The following is a 25,221-nucleotide window of genomic DNA, read 5'->3' as shown; positions in this document are numbered from 1 at the left end:
CGCGGAGGCGACCGGCTTCCGTCACGACCCCCAGGTGCGGAAGATGCTGGCCGGCGGCCGGCTCGCCGCCGACCCCGTGGGGTACTTCGAGGCGCAGATCCACGGCGGCGTCCACTGGAGCGACGTGGCGCGCGTCGTGCTGATGCCCGGACCGTCGGCGCGGGCGCACCGGCACCGGCTGGAGCAGTTCGCGAAGGAGAACGGGCTCGAGCTGAGTGTCGAGGTGCACGACCCGAGGGCGAACCCCTCGTCGGCATCCGCCACCCGCCCTGCCGGGCCACGCCCGGCACCGGCCGCCCCGGTGTCCACCGGCCCCGTGCGGTCCGGCGGCCACGAGGACGGGCCGCCCGAGCGGCCGGCGGCGCAGGGCCCGCGATCCACCGCCCACGACGGAGGAGACGAGGGCGCGGTGGTCCAGGCCGGCGCCGCCGTGACCGCGGCCCGGCGGCTCGTGGCCGAGGCGCAGGCCGTGCTGACGCAGGCGTTGAAGGACGAGGAGAGCGCCGTCGGCGACTTGGCCGACAGCGACAGCGACCGACCGACCCGGGCCGAGGGGGCGTACCGCGAGGCCGATCAGGCCCTGAAGGACGCCGAGGAGCCCTGGTCCGCGGTGACCGGCGGCCGGCCCCTGCCGGCTTCGGGCGGTCCGGCCGGCGGCCCGCCGCCAGGGGCCGTGGAAGACGGCGGCGGCAGCTCCGGGGCGGCCGGCCCGGCCGGTCTTCAGGCGCCCCTCCGGGCGGCAGCTCCGGGCGACGTGCCCGGTGCCGTCCGGAACGCCGAGGCGGTGGCCGACGCCGGCTCCCGGCTGGCCCGAGCCCGGCGCGCGCTGGAGCAGGCCGAGTCCGCGCTGCGTGCGGCTCAGGCGGAGACGGAGTCGGTGGAAGGCGGTCGGGGTGAGGGGGACGCCGAGCGACTGGCCCGGGTCTACGACGAGTACGTGTGGGCCGGCAACGCACTCTCCGAGGCCGAGGAGCACTGGCACGACGTGACGGGGGGTGAGCCACTGCCCGGGTCTCCGCGCTCGGACCTCGACCGCGCCGACGGCGACACCTCGGTGCAGGGCCCCTGAACCTGCGCGGTTCCGTGACGCCGACGCAAGGTCTATGGGGCCTTTCGGGCACGAGGGGCGGCGGCTGTACAGAGCAGAGCTGGGACCGGCGTTTCAGCGGCCCCCGGCCCGCACGTCCGCCAGTCGGTCGAGCCACTCCAGCAGCAACTGCCGTTCACCGGTGGTGAGGACGGCCGTGTCGTCCTCACCGAGGGCGGCCAGCAGGGCCATCGCGCTGCTGGGCAGGGCCGAGCCGCGCGGGGAGGCGGACCCGTCGGGAGGGAGGGTGAGGGTGTCGATCAGCATCTCGCGGGCCGTCTCGGCGGTGCGCGGGTCGCGTGCGCCGGGCGGCAGGCCGATCAGGGTGAGGAGGGTACCCACGCCGACGGAGTGCATGACCTCGGTCGCGCGCTCCACGCTGATGCGCAGCCGGCCGGCGGCGGCGACCTCGGTGATCATCCCTCTCAGGTCGGCCGCGGCCCGCTGTCCGGCCCGGGGCAGCCGGCCGGGCCGGACCCGCCCGTAGACGAGCGCGTAGTACGCGGGGTGTTCCATGCCGAAGGCGATGTGCAGGTCCCAGGCGTCGCGGAGCACCTGTACCGGGTCGTCGCCGGTGAGCAGGGCGGCCTTGGCCGCGAGGTAGCGCTGAAAGCCGTGCTCGGCGACCTCTTCGAGCAGGCCGTCCTTGTCCCCGAAGACACGGAAGATCGTCGGGGTCGGCACTCCCGCCCGGGCCGCGACGGCACGGGTCGACAGCGCCTCCAGGCCCTTCTCCTCCAGCAGGGCGGCGGCGGCCGCCACGATCCTCTGCCGCAGGGTGTGCCCCGTCTGCTCCGCCGTCGTCTCCGTCATCATGGAACCGACGGTATCAATCTTACGAACCATTGATTCAGGAGGTGTTACCTTTCATACGTATCTCGCATACGTATCTAAGGAGTCCTGAGTCATGGACCGTCGACACACCACCCAGACGAAACCTTCCGCGGACCCGGAGCGGGTCGGGAACGAGGTCTACGACATCGTCCTCGTCGGGGGCGGCTCGGCCGGCTGTGTCCTGGCCGCCCGGCTCACCGAGGACACCGGACTGCGGGTCCTGCTCCTGGAGGCGGGCACGGCCGCCGCGGACCTGCCCCAGACCGTGTCGTACCCACCCGCCTGGCCCATCCTGGCCGGGACGGAGGCGAACTGGGGCGACACGACGGTCCCCCAGGCCAGCGGTTCCTCTCTCGGCGAGCCCGGCCCCAGCATCGCGCTGCCGCGCGGCCGCGGCGTCGGCGGCTCCTCCGCGATCAACGCCATGGTCTTCGCCCGGGGCCACCGCACCGGCTACGACGCCTGGGGCGAGCACGGCGCCAAGGGCTGGTCCTTCGACGACCTGCTCCCGTACTTCCAGCGCAGTGAGACCGCCCTGGGCGGCGGACCGGGCCGGGGCACGGCCGGTCCGCTCGTCGTCGGTCCGGCCGCCGAGCCCAACGAGGTGCTGCTCGCCTGCCTCGCCGGCGCGGTCGAGACCGGACAGCGCCGGGCCTACGACATCAGCGGCGGCCTGGAGGAGGGCTTCGCCCCGGTCGACCTCAACATCGTCGGCGGCCGGCGGCAGAGCGCCGCCGACGCCTACCTCACACCATCCGTGCTGAACCGCCCCGATCTCGACGTCGTCACCGGCGCCACCGCGCACCGGCTGCTCTTCGAGGGCGAGCGCTGCGTCGGCGTGGAGTACGGCGTCCGGGGGCAGGTGCACACGGTACGGGCCGCCCGCGAGGTGGTCCTGACGGCCGGCTCCATCGGCAGCGCGCAGATCCTGCTGCACTCCGGCATCGGCCCCGAGCGCGAGCTGCGCGAGGCCGGTGTGGACCTCTTCCACTCGCTGCCCGGAGTCGGCCGGAACCTGCACGACCACCCGCTGGTCAACCTGGTCCACCGCACCCGCCGCACCGTGCCGCCGGCCGCCGGCAGCCACGGCGAGGTCATCGGCCTGGTACGCAGCGCGCCCGAGCTGCTCGGCCCGGACCTGCAGATCCTCTTCATCGACGTACCGTTCCCGAACCCGGTCGCCCCGGTGGAGAACGGGTTCACCATCGGTGTCTCCCCCATGCTTCCCTTCAGCCGCGGCTCGCTGCGGATCACCTCGGCGGACCCGTACGCGGCTCCGGTGCTCGACCCGGGCTACTTCACGGACGAGCGGGACGTGAGGGCCGTGCTCTCCGGCATCGCGACGGCCCGCGAGATCGCCCGCTCCTCGGCACTGAAGGCCTGGGGGGCCGAGGAGGTCGCCCCCGGCCCGGACGTCACCGACCGGGAGGCTCTCGCCCGGTACGCGCGCACGGTCTACCAGTCCTACTGCCACCCCATCGGCACGTGCGCGCTGGGCGAGGACGAGGCCTCCGTCGTCGACTCCGAGCTGCGGGTGCGGGGGCTGGCGGGCCTGCGGGTCGCCGACGGCTCCGTCATCCCCTCGATCCCGTCCAACAACACCAACGCGACGGTGTACGCCATCGCGGAGCGTGCCGCCGACCTGCTGCGGAAGGTCTCCTGACGGCCACGTACGGCTCGGCGTCGGTGAACCACCGGAGCGGCCGGGTCCGTTCCCTTCACGAAGCCTGTTTCGGAAGCAGGCCAGTCGAGTGTGAGGTTGCACAAGATGATCAGGAAGTCTCTTGCAGGACTGTTCCTCGGCGCGGCGGCGATCGCGGCCGCGGTGGCGGGCCCCGCCGCCACCGCCTCCGCGGCACCGGCGAGCGACGGCGGGTGCGACTCCGCCACCTATGAGTTCTGCGCGTACACGGGTACCGGCTACACCGGCTCGTCCGTCAAGGTTCGCTGGGGGCAGTCCGACGACTGGATCAGCCTGCGCAACACGGCCCTGTGGCACCAGGTCTCGTCCGTGGTGAACAACACCAACTACACGTGGGGACTGTCCGACGAAGCGGGTCAGGCGTTCCTGCACGTGGCGCCGTTCCACCACCTGTCGAGCCTTGGGAGCGCCGACAACAGGGCCGAAGTCATGGGTCTGTGGTACTGATCCAGCCCTGTTCCGCCTGAGGATCAGGCCGGGTTCAGCAGCCCGCTGACGACGACGTGCAGGGTGCGGCCGAGCCGCTCGGCGAAGTCCACCCTGGTGTCGGCGAGTTCGGGGTGGAGCTGGGCCTGCGCGACCGCCTCCGAGGGGTGCGCGAAGGGCCAGAGCCCGGCCGTGCAGACCACGCACAGGGCGACCAGTTCCCCGGCGGCGGCCGGGCTCAGCCCGGCCAGGTGTCCGCTCAGGAGGTCCGCCAGCGCGCCGAGCAGCCGCACGTGCGCGAGTTTGAAGTCGCGCGCCGACTCGGCGGAGAGGTTCCGTTCGAGTTCGGAGCCGAGCGCGGCGAACAGGTCGCACAGCAGTGGGCGGGCGGCCAGCGACCGGGCCAGGGCGTCCGTCACGGCCCGGGGCGAGGCCGTACCGGCGGGCGGCAGTTCGGCGGGCAGGTCCTCGATCCACCGGGCCAGGGAGCGGTTGAGCAGTTCGAAGAAGACCGCTTCCCTGGTCTCGAAGTACCGGACCACGTTGGTCTTCGACAGCCCCACCCGCCGGCTCAGCTCCCGCAGGCTGATCTCGGCGACCGGCATCCGGATCAGGAGTTCGGCGGCGGCGTCGAGGATGCTCTGCCTGCGGATCTCGCGCTGTTCGGCACTGCGCGCGCGCTGGAACTGCTGCGGCGGCTCGTTGGTCATCGTCGCTTTCCCGGTTCGGTGCGGACAGCCCTCCCCGGCGCCGCCTGCGGACACCCTACGCGCCGGGTCACACCGACGCGGATTCGCTGACGTCGCGCCACCGGGCGTCCTCGGCCGCGAGGCGGTCGGCCATCTGCCGGGCCACGGCGACGGCGTCCTTGCCGAGCAGGAGTCGCAGCGGGGGCTCCTCGGACTCCACGACGTCCAGGAGGATGCGGGAGATGCGAGCGGGGTCACCCGACTGCTTGCCGTCGGCGCCGCGGATGGCGGCGACGGTCCCGCCGACGACCTCCCGGTAGGGCTCGCTGACCGGCGGGGTCTCCATGGAGGAGCCGGCCCAGTCGGTGCGCATGCCGCCGGGCTCGACGACGGTGACCTTGATGCCGAGGGGGGCGACCTCCTGGGCCAGGACCTCGGAGAAGCCGCCGACGGCCCACTTGGCGGCCTGGTAGGCGGCGAGGCCGGGGACGCCGACGCGGCCGCCGACGGAGGAGACCTGGATGATGTGCCCGCGGCCCTGTTCCCGCAGGACGGGCAGGGCGGCGCGGGTGACGTTGACGACTCCGAAGAGGTTGGCCTCGATCTGGTCGCGGAACATCTGCTCGCTCATGTCCTCGACGGCGGCCATGTCGGCGTAGCCGGCGTTGTTGACCACCACGTCCAGTCCTGCGAACGCCTGTACGGCGGCCCGTACGGCGCGCTCGGCGGCGGCGGGGTCGGTCACGTCCAGGGTGACGAGGCGGACCCGGTCGCCGTACTGCTCGGTGAGGTCGCTCAGGGACTCGGTGCGGCGGGCGGTGGCGACGACGTTGTGGCCTTCTGCCAGGACGGTCTCTGCGAGGGTGTGCCCCAGGCCGCGGGAACTGCCGGTGATCAGCCAGGTCTTGCTCATGACGGTGTGCCTCTTTCCAGGGTGGTGCGATGCGGGGGTCTCAGGCGCCGGTGGCGCGGGGTGTCGTGTGGAGGTTCCCGTAACGGCCGCCCCTGACCCGCGCGGGGTCGAAGAGGGCGTCCAGACGGGCGATGTCGTCGGCGCTGAGCCGGACGGAGGTCGCGGCGAGGTTGGCGCGGACGTTGGCCGGGTTGCGCGTGCCGGGGATCGGGACGATGTCGTGGTGCCGGGCCAGCAGCCAGGCCAGGGCGATCTGGCCGGGGGTGTCGCCGGTGCTCGCGGCGAACCGCTCCAGTGCGTCCACGAGCCGCCGGTTGTGGTCGAGGTTCTCGCCCTGGAACTTCGGCAGTGTGGAGCGGAAGTCGTCGGAGCCGAAGGAGGCGTCCCGGCCGATGGCTCCGGTGAGCATGCCGCGGCCGAGCGGGCTGTAGGGCACGAGGGTGATGCCCAGGCGGCGGCACTCCGGCAGCACCTCGGCCTCGACGCCCCGCTCCCACAGCGAGTACTCGCTCTGAAGGGCGGCGACGGGGTGGACCGCGTGGGCGCGCCGCAGGATGTCGGGGCCGACCTCGCTCAGGCCGATGGCCCGGACCTTGCCCTCCTCGACGAGGCCCGCCATGGCGCCGACGGTGTCCTCGACGGGCACGGAGGGGTCGAGCCGGTGGTAGTAGTACAGGTCGATCCGGTCGGTGCCCAGCCGCCTCAGGCTGGCCTCGCAGGCGGCCCTGACGTACTCGGGGCGGCCGTCGAAGAAGCTGCCGCCCCCGTCGGCGGGGCGCGCGGAGAACTTGGTGGCGACGACGGCCCGGTCCCGGCGACCGCGCAGGGCGCGTCCCAGAAGCTCCTCGTTGTGTCCGAAGCCCGCCACCGGTTGCCCGGGGACCGCGCTTCCGGCGCCGTAGTAGTCGGAGGTGTCCAGCAGTTCCACGCCCGACTCGAGCGCGTCGCGGATGACGGCGACCGAGGTGTCCGGGTCGACGGCACCGTAGAACTGCGACATGCCCATCAGGCCGAGCCCCACGGGGCGGACCGAGATGCCGGAGCCGCCGAGCGGGGTGCGGGCCAAAGGTGCGGGTGCGGTGGTGTCGGGCATGGCCTGGTCCGCCTCGTCTCATGAGAGCCCCCGTTTAAGAGGCCACTGGAACCTTACGTCTTCGACCATAAAGGTCCACTGGCCTCTTGTCGAACCCGGGGACCGGCGAGTGGCAGGTGTCACGTGCGCCGGACGCACGTCGTCGCGGCTCCGGCCGGGGGCGGTGCGGCGTCCGTCGACACGTGTGAGGGCCTGCCTCGCGGGTGGGTGACCGCGGGCCGTTGGGGCGCCGGGTGCGCACGGCCGCCCGCGGCACGCCGGTGACCTGCGATGCGCCGTGCGGCGCCGCGGGACGCGGGAGCCGGCGGCCACGCGTTGGGCGAGGGCGCCTCGGCCGGGACCGCCGACGCCCTCAGGGTGGGGCGGGCACCGCGGCTGATGTACGCCCGGAGGTGTCCGGCCTGCCGAGCGGCACGCCGGGGTTCCTCACGGGCAAGGGGCCGCGGAAGTCCCCGTACGGTCCGGCACGGGCACGGTCCGGTGGCGCGCCGGCGCCTCACGCGCCGCGCAGGTGCGCCTCCGGGCCGGGCACCCGAGGACGGCGGACTTCCGGCGGGGGCGACTCCACGGGCCCGGGGCCGACCGGACGGCGGCGGACGCGGTCTTTCGCCGGCCCGGGAGCGGAGCCGGGGCCGGGCTCACCCCGTACGGACCGGCCTTCGTGGCGGACGGCCGCCGACCCGGCACGGGGGATCACCGGGGCGACGGCCGGGGAGCGCCCAACCCCGCACTACGTGGACAGGGCCCTCCCGCGCCCGACGCCGTAGGGGCGGGGTCGGGCGTCCGTCACCTGGGCAACGGAACAGACCCGTATGCGGGTTCAGTCGACGGCCGGGAAATTTCCCTGCCACGGCTCCCCGCCGCCCGTGTCCCCGGTTTCCGGGTCCGCGGGCTCCAGACGCCGGAAGACCCAGGCGATCGGGTCGTACTCCCGTCCGTCGGGCAGTTCCACGACGGGCGGGGCCGCCGTCCCGCCGTCGGCCGGTGCGGGCATCCAGACACCGCCGAAGTGGCGGGTCAGGACTTCGCCGACGTAGCACCCGAAGGCGATGAGGGACTCCGCCATCTCGCCGCCGTTGACCCCTTCGGCCCGGAAACCGTCGATGATCTCCTCCACGGCCGCGAGGCTGCCGGGACTGTAGTCCAGCGCCGCACCGCTGATGTCGGCCGCGGCTTCGACGATGGCGGCGGCCAGCCGGGGCACGTCACCCGGTTCCGGTGGGGGGATCTGGTGCGTCTGCATGCGGGTCCTCGGGCCGTTGCCGTCACTGTGGTCGAGGCCCTCCGCACGCCGTGTGCGGGTGCCCCGGCTCGTATCGAAGCACACGTGTCACAGTCAAACGACTGATCCGCCGTGCGCGTTCGGCCACCATCATGAGGTGTGAGGACACCACTGGCCATACCGAGAGGAACCGCACACCCATGAACGTGATCGACAACCCGCTGCCGGAGCAGGACCGCGCGGTCGCGGGGGTCGCCCTGCAGGAGACCCTCGTCGACCTGCTCGACCTCTCCCTGGTGGCCAAGCAGGCGCACTGGAACCTGTACGGTCCACGCTTCAGCTCCATCCACGTCCAGCTCGACGACATCGTCACCATGGCCCGCGCCTACTCTGACACGGTGGCCGAACGGGCCGCCGCCCTGGGGGTCAGCCCCGACGGGCGGGCCGCCACCGTCGCGGGGACCAGTGGCCTGCCCGCCTTCCCCGCGGGGTGGACGAAGGACGGCGACGCCGTCGAGGCGATGGTCCGGGCGTTCTCGGCGGTCATCGCGCGGGCGCGGCAGCGGATCGAGCGGACGGGCTCGGTGGACGCGGTGACCCAGGACCTGCTGATCGGTCTGACGGCCGAACTGGAGAAGCTGAGCTGGATGTTCCAGGCGGAGAACCGCGACTGAGCGGCGCGGGACGGTTCCTCCTCACCGGCGCCGCGCCCGCAAGGCGGCAGCCTTGACGCGGTTGCCGCAGGTCAGCATGGAGCACCACTGCCGTCGGCGGCCCCGGGAGCAGTCGAGGTAGATCTGCGTACAGTCGGGGTGTCCGCACTCGCGCAGCAGGGCGGCGCGTTCGCCCGCGACGATGTCGACGCTCTCGCGGGCGAGTTCGGCCAGGCCCTGTGCGGCCGTGCCGTGCCGGCTCGCGCCGCCGGAGCGCAGGACGGTCCATACCGGCACCGTGGCGGCCCGCCGGTTGACCACGGCGACCGCCCCGGCGGGCAACGGACGGGCTTCAAGCCGGGCCCGGGCCAGTGCGTGCACCGCTTCCCGCAGGGCCAGCGCGGCCCGCAGGTCCGCCGCTCCGCAGCCGGGTTCCTCGTCGAGGAGCCCGGCCTGCACGAACCAGGCGTCCAGCAGCCCGGGCGTACCGAGCCGTTCGAGGGGCGCGGGGCCCCGGCGGGCCTGAAGGGTGCCGACGAAGTCGAGGGCGCGCGTTCCGCACGGAAACACGTGTCTCACCTGATCCTCCTGACAGATGGCTGACTGCCCCCACACCCAGAATAACCACCTTGACAGGTGACGCACGCCCGTGGGACTCTCACGTCACCAGTCAGAACAGTTACTTCTCGGTGAGGCAATCCCATGGCGGTCATCCAGTTCCACCTCGTGTCCACGCTCAGCCCGAAGGACGTGCTGGGAGTACTGACCGATTTCGGGCCCTCGCGCGCCGAGGCCTGGCCCACGATCGACACCGAGCACTTCGAGGTCCACGGCCTCGGTGACACCTGGGCGGAGGTCACCGAGGGCACCGGTGCCGCATGGGAGCGCGCCCGCTACGAGTGGGAGCCGGACGGGGACACGGTCACCATCACCACCCTGGACTCCAAGGTCTTCGGCCCCGGCGGCGGCTGGGTCTTCACGATGACCCCCGAGGACGGCGGCACCCGCGTCGACGTCGAACTGACCCGGGAACCGGAAGGGTTCAAGCGCAAGGCCCTGGCCTCGCTGCTGCCGCTGGTGGCCACCTCGTCCCTGAAGAAGTCCTTCGCGGTGCCCTTCAAGGCCAAGTGACCGCCCGGCCCCGCGCGCCGCGCCTCAGGAGTCCGAGTCGGGTACGTCCTTCGCCAGCGCATAGGCCTGGGACGGTGTCATCGCGACGCCGTCGAGGCTGACCGTCCGGTAGTGGCTGACCTCGGCGCACTTGTCCGACCCGGCGGCGGTGGCAGCATGGGCACCGGCGACGGCGCCCGCCGCCGGAGCGGACGGGGTCACGGCCCCGGGGTAGACGGTCCCGCTCGGCCAGTCCGCGCCGATCACCAAAGTCAGGCCCTGCGCACCGCCCGGCGTCGGACGGGAGGCCGGCAGACCGAGCGCGGCGGCCGTCCGCAGGGCCTCTTCACGCAGGCCGGTGCCGTAGGCGAGGGTGGTGGTGGCCGCGGGGCGCGGGGCGTTGCCCGCGACGGTGCCGGAGCCGAAGCCCTTCGCGCGCAGCGCGCCGGCGATCGCGGCGGCCCGGCCGGTGACGCCGGTGCCGTTCTCCACCCGCACGGAGATCCGGGACACCGGAACGGAGGGGGCCGGCGAGGGACCGGCGGACTCACCGGTGCCGGAACCCGCGGACAGCGACCGGTCGCCCGCGATGCCGGCGAACAACGCCCGGGCCTCGGGCGCCACGACCACGCGGTCGTGGTCGTCCGGGTCCGGGTCGGTCTGCATGGTGACGAACGTGACGCGCCCGGTGGGCACCTTGTTCAGGTCGGCCGCCAGGCCGACCAGCCTGCGGACGCTGCCGAGGCCGTCGTCCACGGTCAGCGCCTTGGTCGCGGCGTCGGCGAGGCGGTAGACGGCGGCCGGGTCGGTGAGCGTGCCCCCGCTCTCGACCTTGCGGAGCACGGCGCCCAGGAAGAGGTGCTGCGCCACCGTGCGGCCGAGGTCACTGCCGTCGCCGAAGCCGTGCCGGGACCGGAGGAACTCCAGGGCCGCCACCCCCTTGAGGGTGTGGGTGCCTTTGGACAACTTCAGGTGTGAGTAGGTGTCGTAGACGTCGTCGCTGACGCAGACGGAGACACCGCCCACCGCGTCGGACATCGTCACCACCCCGGAGAAGTCGACCTGCGCGTAGTGCTCGACGGGGATGCCGGTGAGCCGGTGGACGGCGGCCACCTGGCAGGCCGGCCCGTACCGCAGGGCGCTGTTGATCTGCCCCCGGTAGCCGGACTCCGAGGCGCCGGTCGCGCTGTCGCGGCAGGCGGGTATCTCGGTGACGGTGTCGCGGGGGATGCTCAGCACGGTCGCGTTGGAACGGTCGGCCGCTATGTGCACCAGCAGTTCCACGTCCGCGTTCCCCCCGCCCTGCTGCACGCCCGTGTGCGCACAGCCCCCGCCGAGCCTGCAGTCCGCGGCGCTGGTCCGGCCGTCGGAGCCGATGACGAGGATGTCGACTGGTGTGCGCCCGGAGGCGTCGGGCCGCTCCGCGCCGCCGCGGTCGCCGATGGAGACGCTACGGAGGTTGTGGTCCAGCCGCTGGTAGAACCACCATCCGGCGCCGCAGGCACCGAATACCACCAGCGCCAGCACCAGTCCCAACAGGCGCAGTGGCCGACGCCTTCGCGCACGATGGGTGTTCACACGTGCCAGGATGTCATATACGTGGCATGTGTGAACATAGGTGTGTTTGCGGTCACACAGGACGGCACACCGGCGGCCGCTCCCCGGGCGCCCGGCCGGGCGGGCCCATCGGCGCACTCCAGTGCCGTGAGGTCCACGGCGTCCGCCATCGCCTGCATCCCCTTGTCGTTGGGGTGCAGGTGGTCGCCGCCGTCGAGGACAGGCGGGATGCGCTCCTTGTCGTAGGGGCTGCGCAGGACGCGGTCGGGGCCGGTGAACGCGTCGAACGCGCCGCTGGTGCGCACGAACGCGTTGACCTTCTGGCGCACGGCCTCCGCGGCGGCGTCCCACTCCCCCATCCCTCGAACGGGGCGACCGTGGCACCGACTACGCACTTCCCGGCCGCGTGCGCCCGCGCGGCGATCTGCCGGTACCCGGCGACGAGGTCGTCGGCGGTGACCTCGGTGTGGGCCTTGAGGTCGTTCACGCCCTCGAAGAGGAACACCCCGCCGGGTTCGGCGGCGAGACGCTGGTCCTGGCCTGGCGGCGGGGTGCCGGGGAGCCCGGTTCCGCCGCCGAGGCACCGGTGCGGCTGCGCGGCTTGACACCGGGCGCCCGCTACCGGGACCGACCCGGTCCCGGTTCCCTCCGGTCAGCGGGCGTTCTCCGGGTCGAGGGCGTCGCGGAGGGCGGTGCGCGAGCTGATGCCCAGCTTGCGGTAGAGCTGGTACAGGTGCGTGCCGATGGTGCGGTGCGACAGGAACAGCCGCTCGGCGATCTGCTTGTTGGTCAGTCCGGACGCCGCGAGGGTGGCGATCTGCCGTTCCTGAGGTGTCAACGCCGTCCGTCCCGGGGCGGCCGGGCCGCTGCCACCGGCGCGCAGTTCGGTGCGGGCGCGGTCGGCCCAGGGGCGGGCGCCCAGTGCCTCGAAGGTGTCCAGGGCCGTGAGCAGATGGTCCCGGGCCTCCTTCGCCGCACGGCGGCGGCGCAGGCGTTCGCCGTGGAGGAGGTGGACCCGGGCCGTGTCGAAGGGCCAGCGCCCGGGTTCGACGGCGGCGAGGGCGCGGTCGAACAGCGGGAGGGCGTCGTCGCCGGGTGTGGTCAGGGCCTCACAGGCAAGGACCAGGAGGCGCAGCCGGGGTGAGAGTGCGGCCATCGCGCTGTCCCGGACGGCCCGGGCGTGTGCGGCGGCCTCGGTGTGCCGCCCGGTCCGCACGGCCGCCTCCACCAGGTCCAGGGTGCCCGCCATGGCCTGCGGCAGGTAGGGGGCGACCGTGCCGGGCGGGGTCAGTGCGCGGCCGTGGTGCCAGGCGTTCTCGGCGTCGCCGCGGCCGAGGGCGGCCAGGCCCCGGGCGTGGTCGGCGAGGGCGCGCAGGCCGTGGGCCCCGCGGGGGGCCGCCCAGCGGGCGATGTCCTCGGCCAGCCGGGCGGTGGTCTCCGTCTCGCCCCTGGCGGCGGCGACGAGCGCCCGCACGTACTGGAACTTGCCGGTGAAGTAGCGGTGGCTGTGTTCCTCGCACAGGCGCAGCCCCTCGTCGGCCAAGTCCGTGGCCTCGTCCCAGTGGCCCGCGTCGTAGTGGTCCTGGGCGAGGTGGATGAGGGCCGCGATGTGGCGGCGAGCCGGCGTGGCGCCCGCGCGGCCCCGTTCGACCAGGCGGTACGACGCCTGCCGGGAGTCGGCCAGCCGGTCGGGGTAGAGCGAGCAGGTGCCGATGCGGACGGTCCGGGCCGCGTCCGAGCCGATGTCGTCCAGCATCGCGTCGAGGCGCGGCAGCGCGCGGGGTTCGGTGCGCGCGGGGTCGCCGAAGGTCTGGACGCACACCCACAGCAGGTCGGGCGGCGCGGGCCGCAGCCGGTCCAGGGCCCGCAGCAGGGGCTTCCACAGGAGCGGGTCACCGCCGTACCAGCACAGCATGGTCAGCGTGAACAGGGCGTCGACGAGGGCTCCGTCGGAGGCGTCGTAGTGGTGGTCGCCCGTCTCGATCGCGCCGACCAGCAGCCGGTGCGCGGTGCCGATGTCGCCCTCGCCGTTGATCAGGAGGAAGGCGGAAGCGGCTGCCGCGTGCAGCGACCGCCGTCCGCCGGGGTCGGCCTGCCGGGCTCCCGCCAGCAGCCGTGAGGCGGCGGACAGGTCCCCGGAGTCCGCGCCGATGTAGGCCGCCTCGGCCAGCCGCCGGGCCACGTCGGACGGGGCGGGGCTGAGTTCGGCGGCCCGGGTGAGCGCGGCGACCGCGCCGAAGGCGTCACCGCGTCCCAGGCGCAGCCGCGCGGCGCCCTCCAGCCGGGCCGCGACCGTCTCGTCGGGCTGCGCCGTGGCCTCGCCGAGGTGGTGCGCGCGGCGTTCCGGCCGTTCGGTGAGGACACCGGCGAGGGCGTGGTGCGCCCGGCGCCGGTCGGCCGCGGTGGCCCGGGTGACCACCGCGGCACCGATCAGCGGATGGGTGAAGGACAGGCGCTGGGGGAACGCCGTGACCTCGACCAGCCGGTCGCGTTCGGCGGGTGCGAGGTCGTCGAGCACGGGCCGTCCGGCCGCCGCCTGAACGGTGGCGAGGTCGCCGGTGCCGTCGAGGGCGGCGAGCAGCAGCAGTTCCCGGGTCGGCGTGGGCAGGGCGGTCACCCGGACGGCGAACAGCGCCTGGAGCCGTTCGCCGAGGGGCAGTACGGCGGGGATGGGCAGGCGCGCCTCGCGCTGGTCGCGGTCGAGCGCGGCGGGCAGCTCCACCAGGGCCAGCGGATTGCCGCGGGCCTCGGCGACGATGCGCCGCCGCACCGTCGGGGCCATGGCGGGGTGGGCCCGGTCGAGGAGCGCCGCCGAGGAGGCGTCGTCCAGGGGCCGCAGCCGGTGCTCGGTGAGCAGACCGGTCTCGAAGTAGCTGTCGGTGCCGGTGCGGGCGGCGGCGAGGAAGCCGACGCGCGAGCCCGTCAGCCGCCGGACCACGAAGCCGAGGACCGAGAGGGTGGCCCGGTCGAGCCACGGCAGGTCGTCGACGACGAGGCACAGCGGGCCGTCCTCGGCCATGCGGCGCAGCAGCAGCAACACCGCCGTGGAGGTGAGGAGCCGGCTGGGCGGCGGACCGCCGCCGATCCCGACGGCGACGCGCAGCGCGTCGCGGTGGCCGGGGTCCAGCAGGCCGAGGGAGTCCAGCAGCGGCAGGAGCAGCTGGTTGAGGCCGGAGTAGCCGATGTCCGTCTCGAACTGCGCGCCGCTCGCCCGCAGCACGCGGACCCCGTCCCGTCCCAGTTCGGCGGCGAGCGCGGCGAGGAGGGCGGTCTTGCCCGCCCCGGCCTCTCCGGACAGCAGGACGGCCGCGTCGGCGGTCCCGGTCAGGCGGGACCGCAGGGCTGCCATGTCCTTGGACCGTCCGATCAGCCGGGACGGATCGCGCGGGTGGGGCAGGTGGTTCATGGGGGGTGTTGTCTTCCAGAAGGCGCCGGAGCAGGTCGTGGCGCGGCGTGCCGCTACAGGCCGAGGTCGAGGGCGACGCAGGAGTAGAACTTCCACGAATGCTCGGGGTTGTAGGTGTCCGCCCGGCCGCCCGGAGCGGCTTCCACCTCCGTCGTCATGTCCTCGTAGCGGATTCGCTCGGGGAGCGTGCCGAAGCGTGCCTGCCGTGCCACCGCGTCGGCGTCCATGGCGAGTTCCTTGTTCATGACCCTGCTCCACTTCTTCGGTCGTGGATCGCGTCTTGCCTGTCGCCGGGGGCGACTACTGTCAGCGTGCACCACCTTGCGTCACCTGTCAAACCGGTGACGGATCTCGCGAGGCATACGTGCCTGTACACACATGCCTCCTCGCCACACATGCCCCCGGCCGGTCACACCATCCCGTCCACTTCCAGGACCGCGGCGGCGAAGGCGTCCGGCCGCTCCTGGGGGAGGTTGTGACCGGCGCCCGGGACCACGTGGTGCGTCCAGGGGCCGGAGAAGTGCGGGGCGTAGCCGCTGCCGTCGGTCGGCGGCGTGACTCCGTCGGCCCCGCCGTCCAGCGTGACCGCGGGCACGGTGATCGCGGGCTGGTCCAGCAGCCTGCGCTCCAGGCCCGCGTACCGCGGGGCGCCGGGGGCGGCGGCCATGCGGTGCCGGTAGCTGTGGATCACCACGTCGACGTAGTCCGGGTTCTGCCACAGCGGGGCGGTCTCGGCGAACTCGGCCTCGGTGAAGTCCCAGGCGGGCGAGTTCCGGTGCCAGACCACCCGGGCGAGACCCTCCCGGTCACGCCGCAGCCCCTCGCGTCCGCGCTCGGTGAGGAAGTAGAAGAAGTACCACAGGCCCTCCTCCACCGCGGGGACCAGCGGCTTGTCGGCCGCGGCGAGGTTCTGGATCAGGTAGCCGTTCACGGAGACCAGGCCGGTGCAGCGCTCCGGCCACAGGGCGGCGGCGACGTCACCGGCCCTGCCGCCCCAGTCGTACCCGGCGAACAGGGCCCGGGGCAGGCGCAGCGCGTCCATGAAGGCGATCAGGTCGGCACCGAGCGCCGCCTGCTGCCCCGACCGGAAGGTCGTCGCCCGCAGGAACCGGGTCTGCCCGTGGCCGCGCAGGTAGGGGACGTAGCAGCGGTAGCCGCGCGGGGCGAGTGCCGCGGCGACCTCCCGGTAGGAACCGACGGGGCTGAAGGGCCAGCCGTGCAGCAGGATCACCGGCGTGCCGCCGGCGGGCCCGGTGACGTGGTAGGCGATCTCCAGCTCGCCCGTGCGCACCCGGTACAGCGGGCCCAGGCCGGGCGCGCCGCGCCCGCCGTCGCCCGCGCTCGCGGACGCGGTCCCCGCCCCGAGGAGCCCGGCGGCTCCCGCCGCCACGGCCATCGCTCCGGTCACACTTCGCCTGCTGATCATGCCACGCCTCACTGACTCATCGTCACCTGTCTGACAGGTGACGATAGTTGCCGTGCGGGAGACATCTGTCAAGACCGCACACGTATCGACCATCGGACGGCCCCGCGATGAACCCCGGGTCGCCCCGCCCACGTCATCGCCGTGTGACCAACAGGAGACACTCCGACAGGAAGTACCCCATGCGCAGACACAGACCCCCCGTCCGGGGCGCGCTCATGACCGGTGCCGTGACCGCCCTGGCCCTCGGCTTCGTCACCGCGCCCGCGTTGGCCGCCCCGGCGGCACCCGGCGGCACCGCGGCGGCCACCACCGCGACGACGGCCTGGCGGGACGGCGCCTTCCAGGTGGACCGGCCCGCCGTGATCCACCGCTCCGACGTCGTCCTCGGCCGCCCGAACACCGAACCCACGGAATCCATGCCGCTCGGCAACGGCACCCTGGGCGCCGCCGTGTGGGCCGCCGACGGCCTCACCGCCCAGCTCAACCGCGGCGACACCTTCCCGGACCGCAAGTCCCCGGGCCGGATCACCGTCCCGGGCCTGAAGAAGATCACCGAGGCCGACGACTTCACCGCCCGCCTCGACGTCTACAACGGCGTACTCACCGAGTCCGGCGGCGGCATGACGGCGACGGTCTACACCCGCGCCGACCGCGACGAACTCGTCGTCGACGTCACCGGCGCCGACCCGGACAGCACCCAGACGGTCGACGGCGACCTCTGGGACGGCCGCTCCCCCTCCGCCGCCGCCTCCGGCGCGGTCGCCACCCTCGCCGAGACCTGGACGGACGACGGGGGCGGCGGCTCCGGCGACACCTTCGGCACCCTGCTCGGCATCACCGCCGGCGGACGCGACGTCACCTCCTCCGTGACGGACGGCGACAGCGTGCGGGTCGCCTTCCACCCGGCCGCCGACGGCTCCTTCCGGGTCGTCGTCGCCGCCCCCCACTGGGCCGGCGGGGACGCGGGCGCGACGGCCACGTCGTACCTGGGCGGCGACGCGAGCGCGTCGGTCTCCGCCCTGAAGACACCGCACCTGAACTGGTGGCACGACTTCTGGGACCGGGCCGGCACGATGAAGATCGAGTCGGCCGACGGCAGCGGCCCGTACGTCGAGAACCTGCGTACGGTCTTCCTGTACCAGTCGGCCGCCAGCAACCGGGGCTCGCTGCCCGGCACCCAGGCCGGTGTGGCGGACCTGTTCTCCTTCACCCGGGACGAGCACGACTGGTCGCCGGAGAGCTACTGGTGGTGGAACCTGCGCATGCAGGCCGCCGCCCACCTCACCTCCGGCGTCGGGGACCTCAACACCCCGTTCTACAAGCTGTACACGTCCAACCTCGCCAACATCGAGGCGTGGACGAAGGACCACATGCCGGGCCGCACCGGCGCCTGCGTCCCCGAGACCATGCGCTTCAACGGCAACGGCTACTTCGACGGCGGCCTCGGCAACGCCTCCTGCCAGGACGGCATCACCTCGTACAACGCGCAGACCGTCTCCACCGGCGCGGAGGTCTCCCTCGCGCTGTGGCAGCAGTACCGGACCACCGGTGACACGGCGTTCCTGCGCGACAGCTACCCGCTGATGAGGTCCGCCGCCGAGTTCCTGCTGTCGTACGCCACGACCGGCTCCGACGGTCTGCTGCACACCCGGGGCAACGCGCACGAGACGCAGTGGGGCGTCGCGGACCCGGTCACGGACAACGCCGCCATGCGGGCGCTGTTCCCGGTGGTCACCTCCGCGGCCAAGAAGCTCGGCACGGACACCGACCTCCAGGCGCGGCTCACCGCCGCGCTGGCCAAGGTGCCCCCGCTGCCGCGCACGGACGCCGCCACCCACACCAAGGTGCTCACCTCCTCGGCGGACGGAGCCGGAGAGGACGTCATCGCCCTCTCCGGGGAACCGGCCGCCGAGACCCACAACTCCGAGAACCTGGACCTGGAGCCGGTCTGGCCCTACGGCCTGATCGGTGACACCGGCGCGCAGCACGACCTCGCGGTACGCACCTTCGACAACCGGCGCTGGCCCAACGACGCCAACTGGAGCTTCGACGCGCTCCAGGCGGCCCGCCTGGGCAAGGCCGACGCGGTGAAGGCGGGACTGCTCTTCAACGTCACCAACCAGCTCTACCCCTCCGGACTGACCAGCAACAACAACGTGCTCACCGGCCGCGAGCCGTACAGCGAGACGACCGGCGTGATCGCCGCCGCCGTCAACGAGGCGCTGGCGCAGGACTACGACGACGTGCTGCGCATCGCCCCGGCGGTCCCCTCCGACTGGGACGTGGACGCCACGGTGACCGTGCACGACAACGCCAAGGTGGACGTGCAGACCCGGGGCGGCGTCCCGGTTGGCGCCGTGCTGGAGGCCGGCTCGACGGCCGACTTCACCACCCGCAACCCCTGGCCCGGCCAGTCGGCCGGTGTCGTGGACGCGTCGGACGGCTCGACGGTCGTGGCGTACTCCACCGCCGCGCAGTTCACCATCCACGCCCAGGCTGGGCACGACTACCTCATCCAGCGGCAGTCCGCGCCCGTCGGCTCGCTGCCGTTCGAGAAGATCGGCGGCAAGGCGGCCGAGCTGCCCAAGCACCTGTTCAAGACGCGGATCGGGCTCGACTTCCCCGCCTCTCCCGCCCCGGCGGGGCCGGTCGGGACGTTCGGCGCGGTGGGCTCGACGTGTGTCTCCCACGCCCCGGGTCTCGCGAGCGGCACCGCGGTGCAGACCGCCACGTGTGACGGCAGCGCCTCCCAGGTGTGGATCACGGGCCGGGACGGTTCGCTGTGGGTGCAGGGCAAGTGCGCGATGCCCGCCGGGAAGAGCGGCGCCTTGGGCACCGCCCTGGTGCTGGCGGCCTGCGACGGCTCCACCGCCCAGCAGTGGAAGACCGGCACCAACGGCTCCCTGGTCAACCAGGCGTCCGGCCTGTGCGCGGAGGTCAAGGGCTCGTCGACCGCCGCCGGCACCGCCCTGGTGACCGCCACCTGCGCCACGGCCACCACCGGGCAGAGGTTCACGCCGCCCACCACCCCCGCCGGCCCGCAGGGCCACCTCACCGGCATCGGCGGTATGTGCGCCGACAGCGACGGGGACAGTCAGGCGCCGGGCACCGCGCTCGTGCTGGACAACTGCTCGGCGGCCGACTCTCAGCAGTGGAAGGTCGGCTCCGACGGCACGCTGCGGGTGTTCGACTCGCGGTGCGTGACGCCCGAGGGCGGCGGCACCGGCGACAACGGCACCCCGCTGGTGCTGGAGATCTGTGACGGCTCCGCCGCGCAGCAGTGGCACGCGGGCGCCGACGGCGGGGTCGTCAACGACCTGTCCGGTCGGTGCCTGGACGTCAAGGACACCGTCGCCGAGGTGGGCGCGGTCCTGTGGCTGTGGAGCTGCGGCCCGGTGACCGACGGCAAGGTGTGGCAGCTTCCCGTCCAGCAGCGGCGGGACCCCACCGGCCGGATCTCCGGCTACGGCGGCAAGTGCGCCGACCTCGCCGGGGCGGGCTCGACCAGCGCCGCGGGCACCCAGGTGCAGCTCAACACCTGCGGCACCGGAGCCTCCCAGAAGTGGACGGCCGCCCCCGACGGCACGGTGCGCGTGCTCGGCAAGTGCATGGCGCTGAAGTCCGGCGCCACCGCCGACGGCACCCGGGCCGTCCTCGCCGACTGCGACGCCTCCTCCACGGCCCAGCAGTGGACGTGGGCCGCCAACCGCGGCCTGGTCTCCAAGAAGTCGGGCAGCTGTCTCGACGCCACCGGCCCCAGCTCCGCGGGCGGCACCCCGTTGCAGATCTGGGCCTGCGCCTACTCCGACAACCAGCGCTGGCAGCTGCCCGCCGGGGTGCCGACCGGTCACATCGGCGGCCTCGGCGGCAAGTGCGCCGACCTGGGCGGCTCCGGCTCGACCAACGCCGCAGGCACGGCCGTCCAGTTGAACACCTGCGGTACGGGTGTCTCCCAGGACTGGTCCGTCGCCGCCGACGGCTCCGTGCAGGTCCTCGGCGACTGCATGGGCGTGGCGAACAACGTCAAGGCCAGTGGTACGGCGGTCACGCTCCAGGTGTGCGGCGGGGGCAACGGGCAGAAGTGGACGGCGGGCGCCGACGGCAGCCTCGTCAACACCCTGTCCGGCCGGTGCCTGGACGCCACCGACGCCGGCTCGGCCAACGGCACCAGGCTCCAGATCTGGACCTGCGGCGGCTCCGCACAGCAGAAGTGGAGCCTGCCCGCGTCCGGCTGACACGTGTTCCGGTGGCCGGTTTCCGCTCTTCCCCCACATGGTTGAAGGCGCAAGAATCTTGTCCGGCCGGCCACACACGATCGAACCAGTCGTGCCGGTGCCTCCCCTCGGCGCCGACACACACGAGAAAGGGTGGGTCGTATGTTCTCCCCCAAGGCGAAGCTCCGCACCGCAGCCGTCGTCGCGACCGCCGCCGCGGCCCTGATCGGCGTCGGCGCCGGGACGGCGGGCGCCGCCGACGGCTGGCCGCCCGTGAAGTGGGGCGGTTACCTCTACACCGGCTACCACAACACGGGCGACGAGGTCGTCGTCGACCTCACCGACTTCGGCACGTGCCACACCCTGTCGGAGCCGATCAACTCGGTGATGATCGTCAGCGAGACGGCGAACCTCCACACGTACTCCGGGGCCGACTGCACGGGTTACTCCTTCGCGTACGGCGGACTGCGCCAGACCGATGTCAACCCGCCGCAGCTGAGCTACCGGGTGACGCCCCTCACCGGCTGACCTGCACCGGCGTCTCCCGGCCGGATCCCCGGCAGGAGGCGGCGTCGCGACAGCACCTGGCCGGCCGGTTCGCTCGAACCGGCCGGCCAGGTGGAGGGGGAAGCGGTGTCACCGTGCCGCGGAGCGCCGCGCCAGGTGGGCGAAGACAGCCGCCGCGGCACATATCACGGCCACGACGAATCCGACGTCCGCCAGCGCGCGCCCGGAGACGGCGGCCGAGACGGGCTCGGTGACCCGGCTCAGGTAGAGGGTGCCGATGACGGCGATGCCCAGCACCTGTCCGATCTGGATCACCGTGTTCATCAGCCCGCTGGCGTCCGCCGCGTCGGCGGGGGCGACCCGGCTGAGGGCCAGGCCGAAGAGCGGACCGTACGCGGCACCCAGCGCGAGGCCGGTGACGCCGAGGGCGCTCTCCACGGCCGCACCCGCCTGCCCGCCGCCCCGTTCCAGCAGGGCCAGCACGGCGAACGCGGCGGCGGAGACCAGCAGCGCCACCACCGGCAGCGCCGCGTGCAGCCGCCCCGGCAGCCGCCGCCAGTACAGGCCTCCCAGTCCGAACCCGGTGACCAGAGGCACGAAGAGCAGTCCCGCGTGCTGCGGGCTGTAGCGCAGCGCGCCCTGGAGATGCAGGGCACAGGCGAACAGGAAGCCGGAGAAGACGACCAGCGTCAGCAGGATGGCCGAGGCGCCCGGGGCGAGGCCCGCGGAGCGCAGGACGCGCGTCTCGATCAGCGGGTCGCCGCCCGCGCCGGTGACCCGGCGTTCGACGGCCACGAAGACGGCGAAGACGACCACGGACGCGGCCAGCATGATCCAGGTCCAGGGACGCCAGCCCGCCTCGTGTCCCAGCACCAGCGGCACGACGAGCAGGCCGAGCGCCGCGGCCAGCAGCAGCAGGCCGGGCAGGTCCGTGCGCCGGCCCCGCATCCCGGGCACGTGGGGCAGCACCCGCCGCGAGGCGACGAGGGCGATCGCGCCGATGGGCACGTTGACCAGGAAGACCGCCCGCCAACCGCTGCCGAAGAGGTCGGCGCCGACCAGGACACCGCCGAGGATCTGCCCGACGACGGCTCCGGCCGCGAGAACGGCGGTGTAGACGCTGAGGGCCTTCGTCCGGGCCGCACCGGTGAGCGTGTGCTGGATCAGCGACATGACCTGCGGCACCAGCAGGGCCGCGCCCGCCCCCTGGAGGAGCCTGAAGGCGATCAGCGCGTCGGTGCCGGGGGCCAGGCCGCAGGCCAGCGAGGCCGCGGTGAACAGGACCAGGCCGAGGGTGAACAGGCGGCTGTAGCCGTGCCGGGCGCCCAGCCGGGCGCTGGTGATCAGCAGGATCGCGTAGACGACGGTGTACCCGGCGATGATGATCTGGAGTGCTGCTCCGGAGGTGTGCAGATCGCCCTGGATGGTGGGCGCGGCCACGTTCACGATGGAGACGTCCATCGTCGCCATGAACTGCGCGGTCAGCACGAGGAGCAGCAGACGGTGACCGGTCTCCGCCGACGGGCTCCGGTGACGGCCGGGCCGCCGGGGAGCGTCCGCGGAGGGGGCGGTGTCCCGGGTGGGATCCGAGACGGGTGCTGATGTGGCCATGGCGTCCTCCCGACGTCGTTCAGTGGGCTGACTGTGTGTGGTTGAGGGGCGCGACGCGCCGGCGCGACCGCCGGCGCCGGTGGCCGCGGGCCGTCATCGGGCGGAACCCGGCGTGCCGTCCAGGGCGAACTCGTCCGCCACCAGCGCCAGCGAGCGCAGGCGGGCCGGGAAGTCGTGGATCATCGAGGTGAGCATCAGCTCGTCGGCTCCGGTCCGCGCCCGCAGGTCCGTGAGGCCGGCGCGCACCTGGTCCGGGGTGCCGAGGACGACGGTCGCCAGCAGGAAGTCGGCGAACCGGCGCTCCTCCTCGGTGTAGGGGTGGGACGCCGCCGTCTCGGGGGTGGGCAGCGCGGTCTGCCGGCCGCTCCGGCCGAGGGTCAGCATCAGGGCACCGGACCGGGCCAGGAAGCGGGCCTCCTCCTCGGTGCCGGCACAGACGACGTTGGCCGAGACCATCACGTACGGCTCGGGCAGCGTCTTCGAGGGGCGGAACTCGGCGCGGTAGATCTCGAGCGCCTCGGGGACCTGCGCCGCGTTGATGTGGTAGGCCGCCGCGAACGGCAGCCCGAGGCGGGCGGCCACCCTGGCTCCCGTCGTCCCGGATCCGAGCATCCACACGGGCAGGCCGGGCGCGGCGGGCACCACGTGGACCTGGTCGCGGTGGTAGGGGTGGTCGTCGGGGAATCCCGCTCCCAGGAAACCCAGGACTTCCTCCACCTGCCGCTCGAACGCCTCCGGCCCGGGGTCCTCGGCGGGCCGGCCCAGCGCTTGGGAGACCGAGTCCAGGCCGCCGGGCTTGCGGCCCATGCCGAGGTCGAAGCGCCCGGGGTGCAGTGCCTCCAGAACGCCGAACTGCTCGGCGACCACGAGGGGCGCGTGATTGGACAGCATGACCCCGCCCGAACCGAGCCGGATCCGGCCGGTCAGCCCGGCGAGGTGAGCGAGCAGCACCGCGGGGGCGGGGCTCGCCGACGCCGGGAAGCTGTGGTGCTCCGCGACCCAGAACCGCCGGAACCCCCGGCGCTCGGCCTCGACCGCGAGGGCGGAGGTCTGCGCCAGCGCCTCGGCGGCGTCGACTCCCTCCCCCACCACCGACAGGTCGAGCACCGAAAGGGGCACCGGGGCGCCGTTGTCCGTCCCGAGACCGATGGGCGTCGCCGTCTTCTCCATGAGCCGCTTCCCGCTTTCGGACGATGTAACCGGACCTCCAAGTCCGCTTACTCCAGAATAAGCGGACTCCTGGGTCCGGTCAAGTGTCCGCCGTCTTGCGCGCAGGCGTGACGAACCGGTGTGCGGGGGCGTCCGCCACCGGCCCAGCTCATCAGGACGGCGGGGGCGCCTCCGGCCCGCCGGGACGCCGGTAGGCGCCGTACCACCAGATCGCGGCGAGTTCCCGGGCGAGGGCCGCGTCGCCGCTGCCGTCGTCGACCACAAGGTGATGGGCGATGGCCTGGCTTCCTCCCCAGACGATGACCCGGCTCGCGGCGGTGACGTCGAGACGGGCCTCCGTCGAGCCGCGGGCCCGCCGGGAGCGCAGGGTCCTGCGCACCACCTCGTCGAATCCCTCGAGGTTGGCGGTGTAGAAGTCGCTCACGGCGGAGTCGTAGGCCGCCGCCTCGCGCACCGCGCCGAGGACACTCCGGTGGGCCCGGTGCACGGTGATCACTTCGGCGAAGAACCGGGTGAGCCGTTCGGCCCCGTCGTCACCGGGGCCCGGGTCCCACCGCCGGGCCAGCTCCAGCAGCGACTCCCGCAACGCGTCGGCGAGGCGGACGAGGACGTCCGCCTTGCCGCGGAAGTGCGCGTAGAACGTCGCCCGGGAGACGCCGGCCTCCTCGATGATCCGCTGGACGCTGATGTCGGCGAACGGCTCACCCGCGGCCAGCAGCCGCTCCACGGCCGACGACACCAGGTCCCGGGTCGCGGCCGTACGCGCCGCGTGATGGGCGGACAGGCGTCGGGGCACAGGTCTCATCAGGCACTTTCCGGTCTGGGGCGGGTCCGGCGGTCCGTGGCCGCGGGCCCGGACGCGGCGCGTCCTGCGGCACGGGAACCGTCGGCGGGTCTCAGAGCTTCCGCGCGGTCTCCTCCAGGATGTCCGCGAGCTTGTCGGGCATGGAGAGCAGCGGGGTGTGACCACTGGGCAGGTGGTACGTGGTGCCGGTCCGGGCGGCGAACGGCTCCTGGTAGGACACCGGGAGGCTCTGGTCGTCGTCGCACAGGACGTAGGTGGTGGGCACGGTCTTCCACCCGGTCTCGCTCACCGGTTCAGCGAAGGACAGCGCGGTCTGCGGCCTAAGCCGGGGCAGGGCGGCCTCGCGCTTGTCCTGCGGAACGTCGTTGTACAGCGTTTCCAGCGGGTTCTCCCGGACCGGGATGGTGCCCTCCACCGTCGCCAGGTCCGGCTGCTCGCCGCCGAAGCACGTCATCAGGCTCTCCCCCTCGTCCAGGACGAAGGCGGACACGTAGACGATGTGGGCCACGTTCGCGGCACCCGGCGTGGCCTGAGTGACCGGAGCGCCGCCGTAGGAGTGCCCGACGACGATCAGGGGGCCCTGGAGGGAGTCGATCTTCTCGCGGATCACCCCGGCGTCGTCGAGGAGACCGGGGAGCCTGCCCTCCGAGCCCTCGGCGACGACGCTGGGCAGGTCCACCGTGTGGCTGGTCCAGCCCCGCGCGGTGAGAGCGTCCTGGAACTCGCGCCAGCACCAGGAGCCGTGCCATGCCCCGTGCACCAGGAGGAACTCGGGGCGCCGCTCGATGTCGTTCAT

At 73.5% G+C, this 25,221-nt stretch carries 20 protein-coding genes and 1 pseudogene; 6 read left to right on the top strand and 15 right to left on the bottom strand.

Annotated elements, in window-relative coordinates; all coding sequences use genetic code 11:
* Positions 1-1,162: 1,162 nt before the first annotated feature.
* On the bottom strand, positions 1,163-1,903 hold the full coding sequence (locus ACZ67M_RS35335) for a TetR/AcrR family transcriptional regulator (protein ID WP_469854098.1): 741 nt from the start codon (positions 1,901-1,903) through the stop codon (positions 1,163-1,165).
* A 91-nt stretch (positions 1,904-1,994) separates the two neighbouring features.
* On the opposite strand from ACZ67M_RS35335, the gene ACZ67M_RS35330 reads away from it, so the two are divergent.
* Positions 1,995-3,584, top strand: coding sequence for a GMC family oxidoreductase (locus tag ACZ67M_RS35330; RefSeq protein ID WP_469854097.1), 1,590 nt, complete (start codon positions 1,995-1,997; stop codon positions 3,582-3,584).
* 105 nt (positions 3,585-3,689) lie between these two features.
* Positions 3,690-4,070 carry a peptidase inhibitor family I36 protein gene (locus tag ACZ67M_RS35325; protein WP_469854096.1) on the top strand — a complete coding sequence of 127 codons (381 nt, stop codon included), beginning with the start codon at positions 3,690-3,692 and terminating at the stop codon, positions 4,068-4,070.
* Between the two features lie 23 nt (positions 4,071-4,093).
* Here ACZ67M_RS35325 and ACZ67M_RS35320 read toward each other — a convergent pair whose 3' ends face one another.
* From ACZ67M_RS35320 to ACZ67M_RS35305, 4 genes are all read right to left on the bottom strand, one after another.
* On the bottom strand, positions 4,094-4,759 hold the full coding sequence (locus ACZ67M_RS35320) for a TetR/AcrR family transcriptional regulator (RefSeq protein WP_469854095.1): 666 nt from the start codon (positions 4,757-4,759) through the stop codon (positions 4,094-4,096).
* A 67-nt stretch (positions 4,760-4,826) separates the two neighbouring features.
* Entirely contained in the window at positions 4,827-5,651 is an 825-nt protein-coding gene (locus ACZ67M_RS35315) for an oxidoreductase (RefSeq protein WP_469854094.1), read from the bottom strand.
* A gap of 40 nt (positions 5,652-5,691) precedes the next feature.
* A complete protein-coding gene (locus ACZ67M_RS35310) occupies positions 5,692-6,744 on the bottom strand; it encodes an aldo/keto reductase (RefSeq protein ID WP_469854093.1) in 1,053 nt (350 codons plus the stop codon).
* Positions 6,745-7,564: 820 nt separating this feature from the next.
* On the bottom strand, positions 7,565-7,987 hold the full coding sequence (locus tag ACZ67M_RS35305; RefSeq protein WP_469854092.1) for a hypothetical protein: 423 nt from the start codon (positions 7,985-7,987) through the stop codon (positions 7,565-7,567).
* Positions 7,988-8,166: 179 nt separating this feature from the next.
* Between ACZ67M_RS35305 and ACZ67M_RS35300 the strand changes: the two genes are divergently transcribed.
* Positions 8,167-8,640 carry a Dps family protein gene (locus ACZ67M_RS35300; protein ID WP_469854091.1) on the top strand — a complete coding sequence of 158 codons (474 nt, stop codon included), beginning with the start codon at positions 8,167-8,169 and terminating at the stop codon, positions 8,638-8,640.
* Positions 8,641-8,661: 21 nt separating this feature from the next.
* On the opposite strand, the gene ACZ67M_RS35295 is transcribed toward ACZ67M_RS35300, so the two are convergent.
* The gene (locus tag ACZ67M_RS35295) at positions 8,662-9,198 is read right to left on the bottom strand and encodes a CGNR zinc finger domain-containing protein (RefSeq protein ID WP_469854090.1); all 537 of its coding nucleotides are present in this window, start codon (positions 9,196-9,198) and stop codon (positions 8,662-8,664) included.
* Positions 9,199-9,321: 123 nt separating this feature from the next.
* Here ACZ67M_RS35295 and ACZ67M_RS35290 point away from each other — a divergent pair, with 123 nt between their 5' ends.
* Positions 9,322-9,750 (top strand): SRPBCC family protein, encoded by a 429-nt coding sequence (locus tag ACZ67M_RS35290; RefSeq protein ID WP_469854089.1) that lies wholly within the window; start codon positions 9,322-9,324, stop codon positions 9,748-9,750.
* A gap of 24 nt (positions 9,751-9,774) precedes the next feature.
* Here ACZ67M_RS35290 and ACZ67M_RS35285 read toward each other — a convergent pair whose 3' ends face one another.
* The 5 genes and pseudogenes from ACZ67M_RS35285 to ACZ67M_RS35265 all read right to left on the bottom strand — a co-directional run bounded on the left by ACZ67M_RS35285 (position 9,775) and on the right by ACZ67M_RS35265 (position 16,118).
* Complete coding sequence (locus tag ACZ67M_RS35285) at positions 9,775-11,307, bottom strand: LCP family protein (protein ID WP_469854088.1); 1,533 nt, start codon at positions 11,305-11,307, stop codon at positions 9,775-9,777.
* Between the two features lie 110 nt (positions 11,308-11,417).
* A pseudogene (locus ACZ67M_RS35280) lies at positions 11,418-11,800 on the bottom strand (GDSL-type esterase/lipase family protein); the annotation flags it as partial.
* A 138-nt stretch (positions 11,801-11,938) separates the two neighbouring features.
* Positions 11,939-14,692, bottom strand: coding sequence for an ATP-binding protein (locus ACZ67M_RS35275; RefSeq protein WP_469854087.1), 2,754 nt, complete (start codon positions 14,690-14,692; stop codon positions 11,939-11,941).
* A 53-nt stretch (positions 14,693-14,745) separates the two neighbouring features.
* Positions 14,746-14,937 (bottom strand): hypothetical protein, encoded by a 192-nt coding sequence (locus ACZ67M_RS35270; RefSeq protein ID WP_469854086.1) that lies wholly within the window; start codon positions 14,935-14,937, stop codon positions 14,746-14,748.
* A 164-nt stretch (positions 14,938-15,101) separates the two neighbouring features.
* Positions 15,102-16,118: an alpha/beta fold hydrolase gene (locus ACZ67M_RS35265; RefSeq protein ID WP_469854085.1), complete on the bottom strand. Its 1,017-nt coding sequence runs from the start codon at positions 16,116-16,118 to the stop codon at positions 15,102-15,104.
* A gap of 179 nt (positions 16,119-16,297) precedes the next feature.
* On the opposite strand from ACZ67M_RS35265, the gene ACZ67M_RS35260 reads away from it, so the two are divergent.
* Both ACZ67M_RS35260 and ACZ67M_RS35255 read left to right on the top strand, forming a co-directional pair.
* A complete protein-coding gene (locus tag ACZ67M_RS35260; RefSeq protein WP_469854084.1) occupies positions 16,298-20,353 on the top strand; it encodes a ricin-type beta-trefoil lectin domain protein in 4,056 nt (1,351 codons plus the stop codon).
* Between the two features lie 141 nt (positions 20,354-20,494).
* Positions 20,495-20,860: a hypothetical protein gene (locus ACZ67M_RS35255; protein WP_469854083.1), complete on the top strand. Its 366-nt coding sequence runs from the start codon at positions 20,495-20,497 to the stop codon at positions 20,858-20,860.
* 108 nt (positions 20,861-20,968) lie between these two features.
* Here ACZ67M_RS35255 and ACZ67M_RS35250 read toward each other — a convergent pair whose 3' ends face one another.
* From ACZ67M_RS35250 to ACZ67M_RS35235, 4 genes are all read right to left on the bottom strand, one after another.
* Positions 20,969-22,450, bottom strand: coding sequence for an MFS transporter (locus tag ACZ67M_RS35250; RefSeq protein ID WP_469854082.1), 1,482 nt, complete (start codon positions 22,448-22,450; stop codon positions 20,969-20,971).
* Positions 22,451-22,543: 93 nt separating this feature from the next.
* A complete protein-coding gene (locus ACZ67M_RS35245) occupies positions 22,544-23,620 on the bottom strand; it encodes an LLM class flavin-dependent oxidoreductase (RefSeq protein WP_469854081.1) in 1,077 nt (358 codons plus the stop codon).
* 151 nt (positions 23,621-23,771) lie between these two features.
* On the bottom strand, positions 23,772-24,425 hold the full coding sequence (locus ACZ67M_RS35240; RefSeq protein WP_469854080.1) for a TetR/AcrR family transcriptional regulator: 654 nt from the start codon (positions 24,423-24,425) through the stop codon (positions 23,772-23,774).
* A gap of 91 nt (positions 24,426-24,516) precedes the next feature.
* The gene (locus ACZ67M_RS35235) at positions 24,517-25,221 is read right to left on the bottom strand and encodes an alpha/beta hydrolase (RefSeq protein WP_469854079.1); all 705 of its coding nucleotides are present in this window, start codon (positions 25,219-25,221) and stop codon (positions 24,517-24,519) included.

The sequence above is a fragment of the Streptomyces sp. NPDC107500 genome (genome assembly GCF_055582785.1).
Note: the sequence above shows the minus strand (reverse complement) of the source record. Positions and strands in the feature narration are given on the sequence as shown.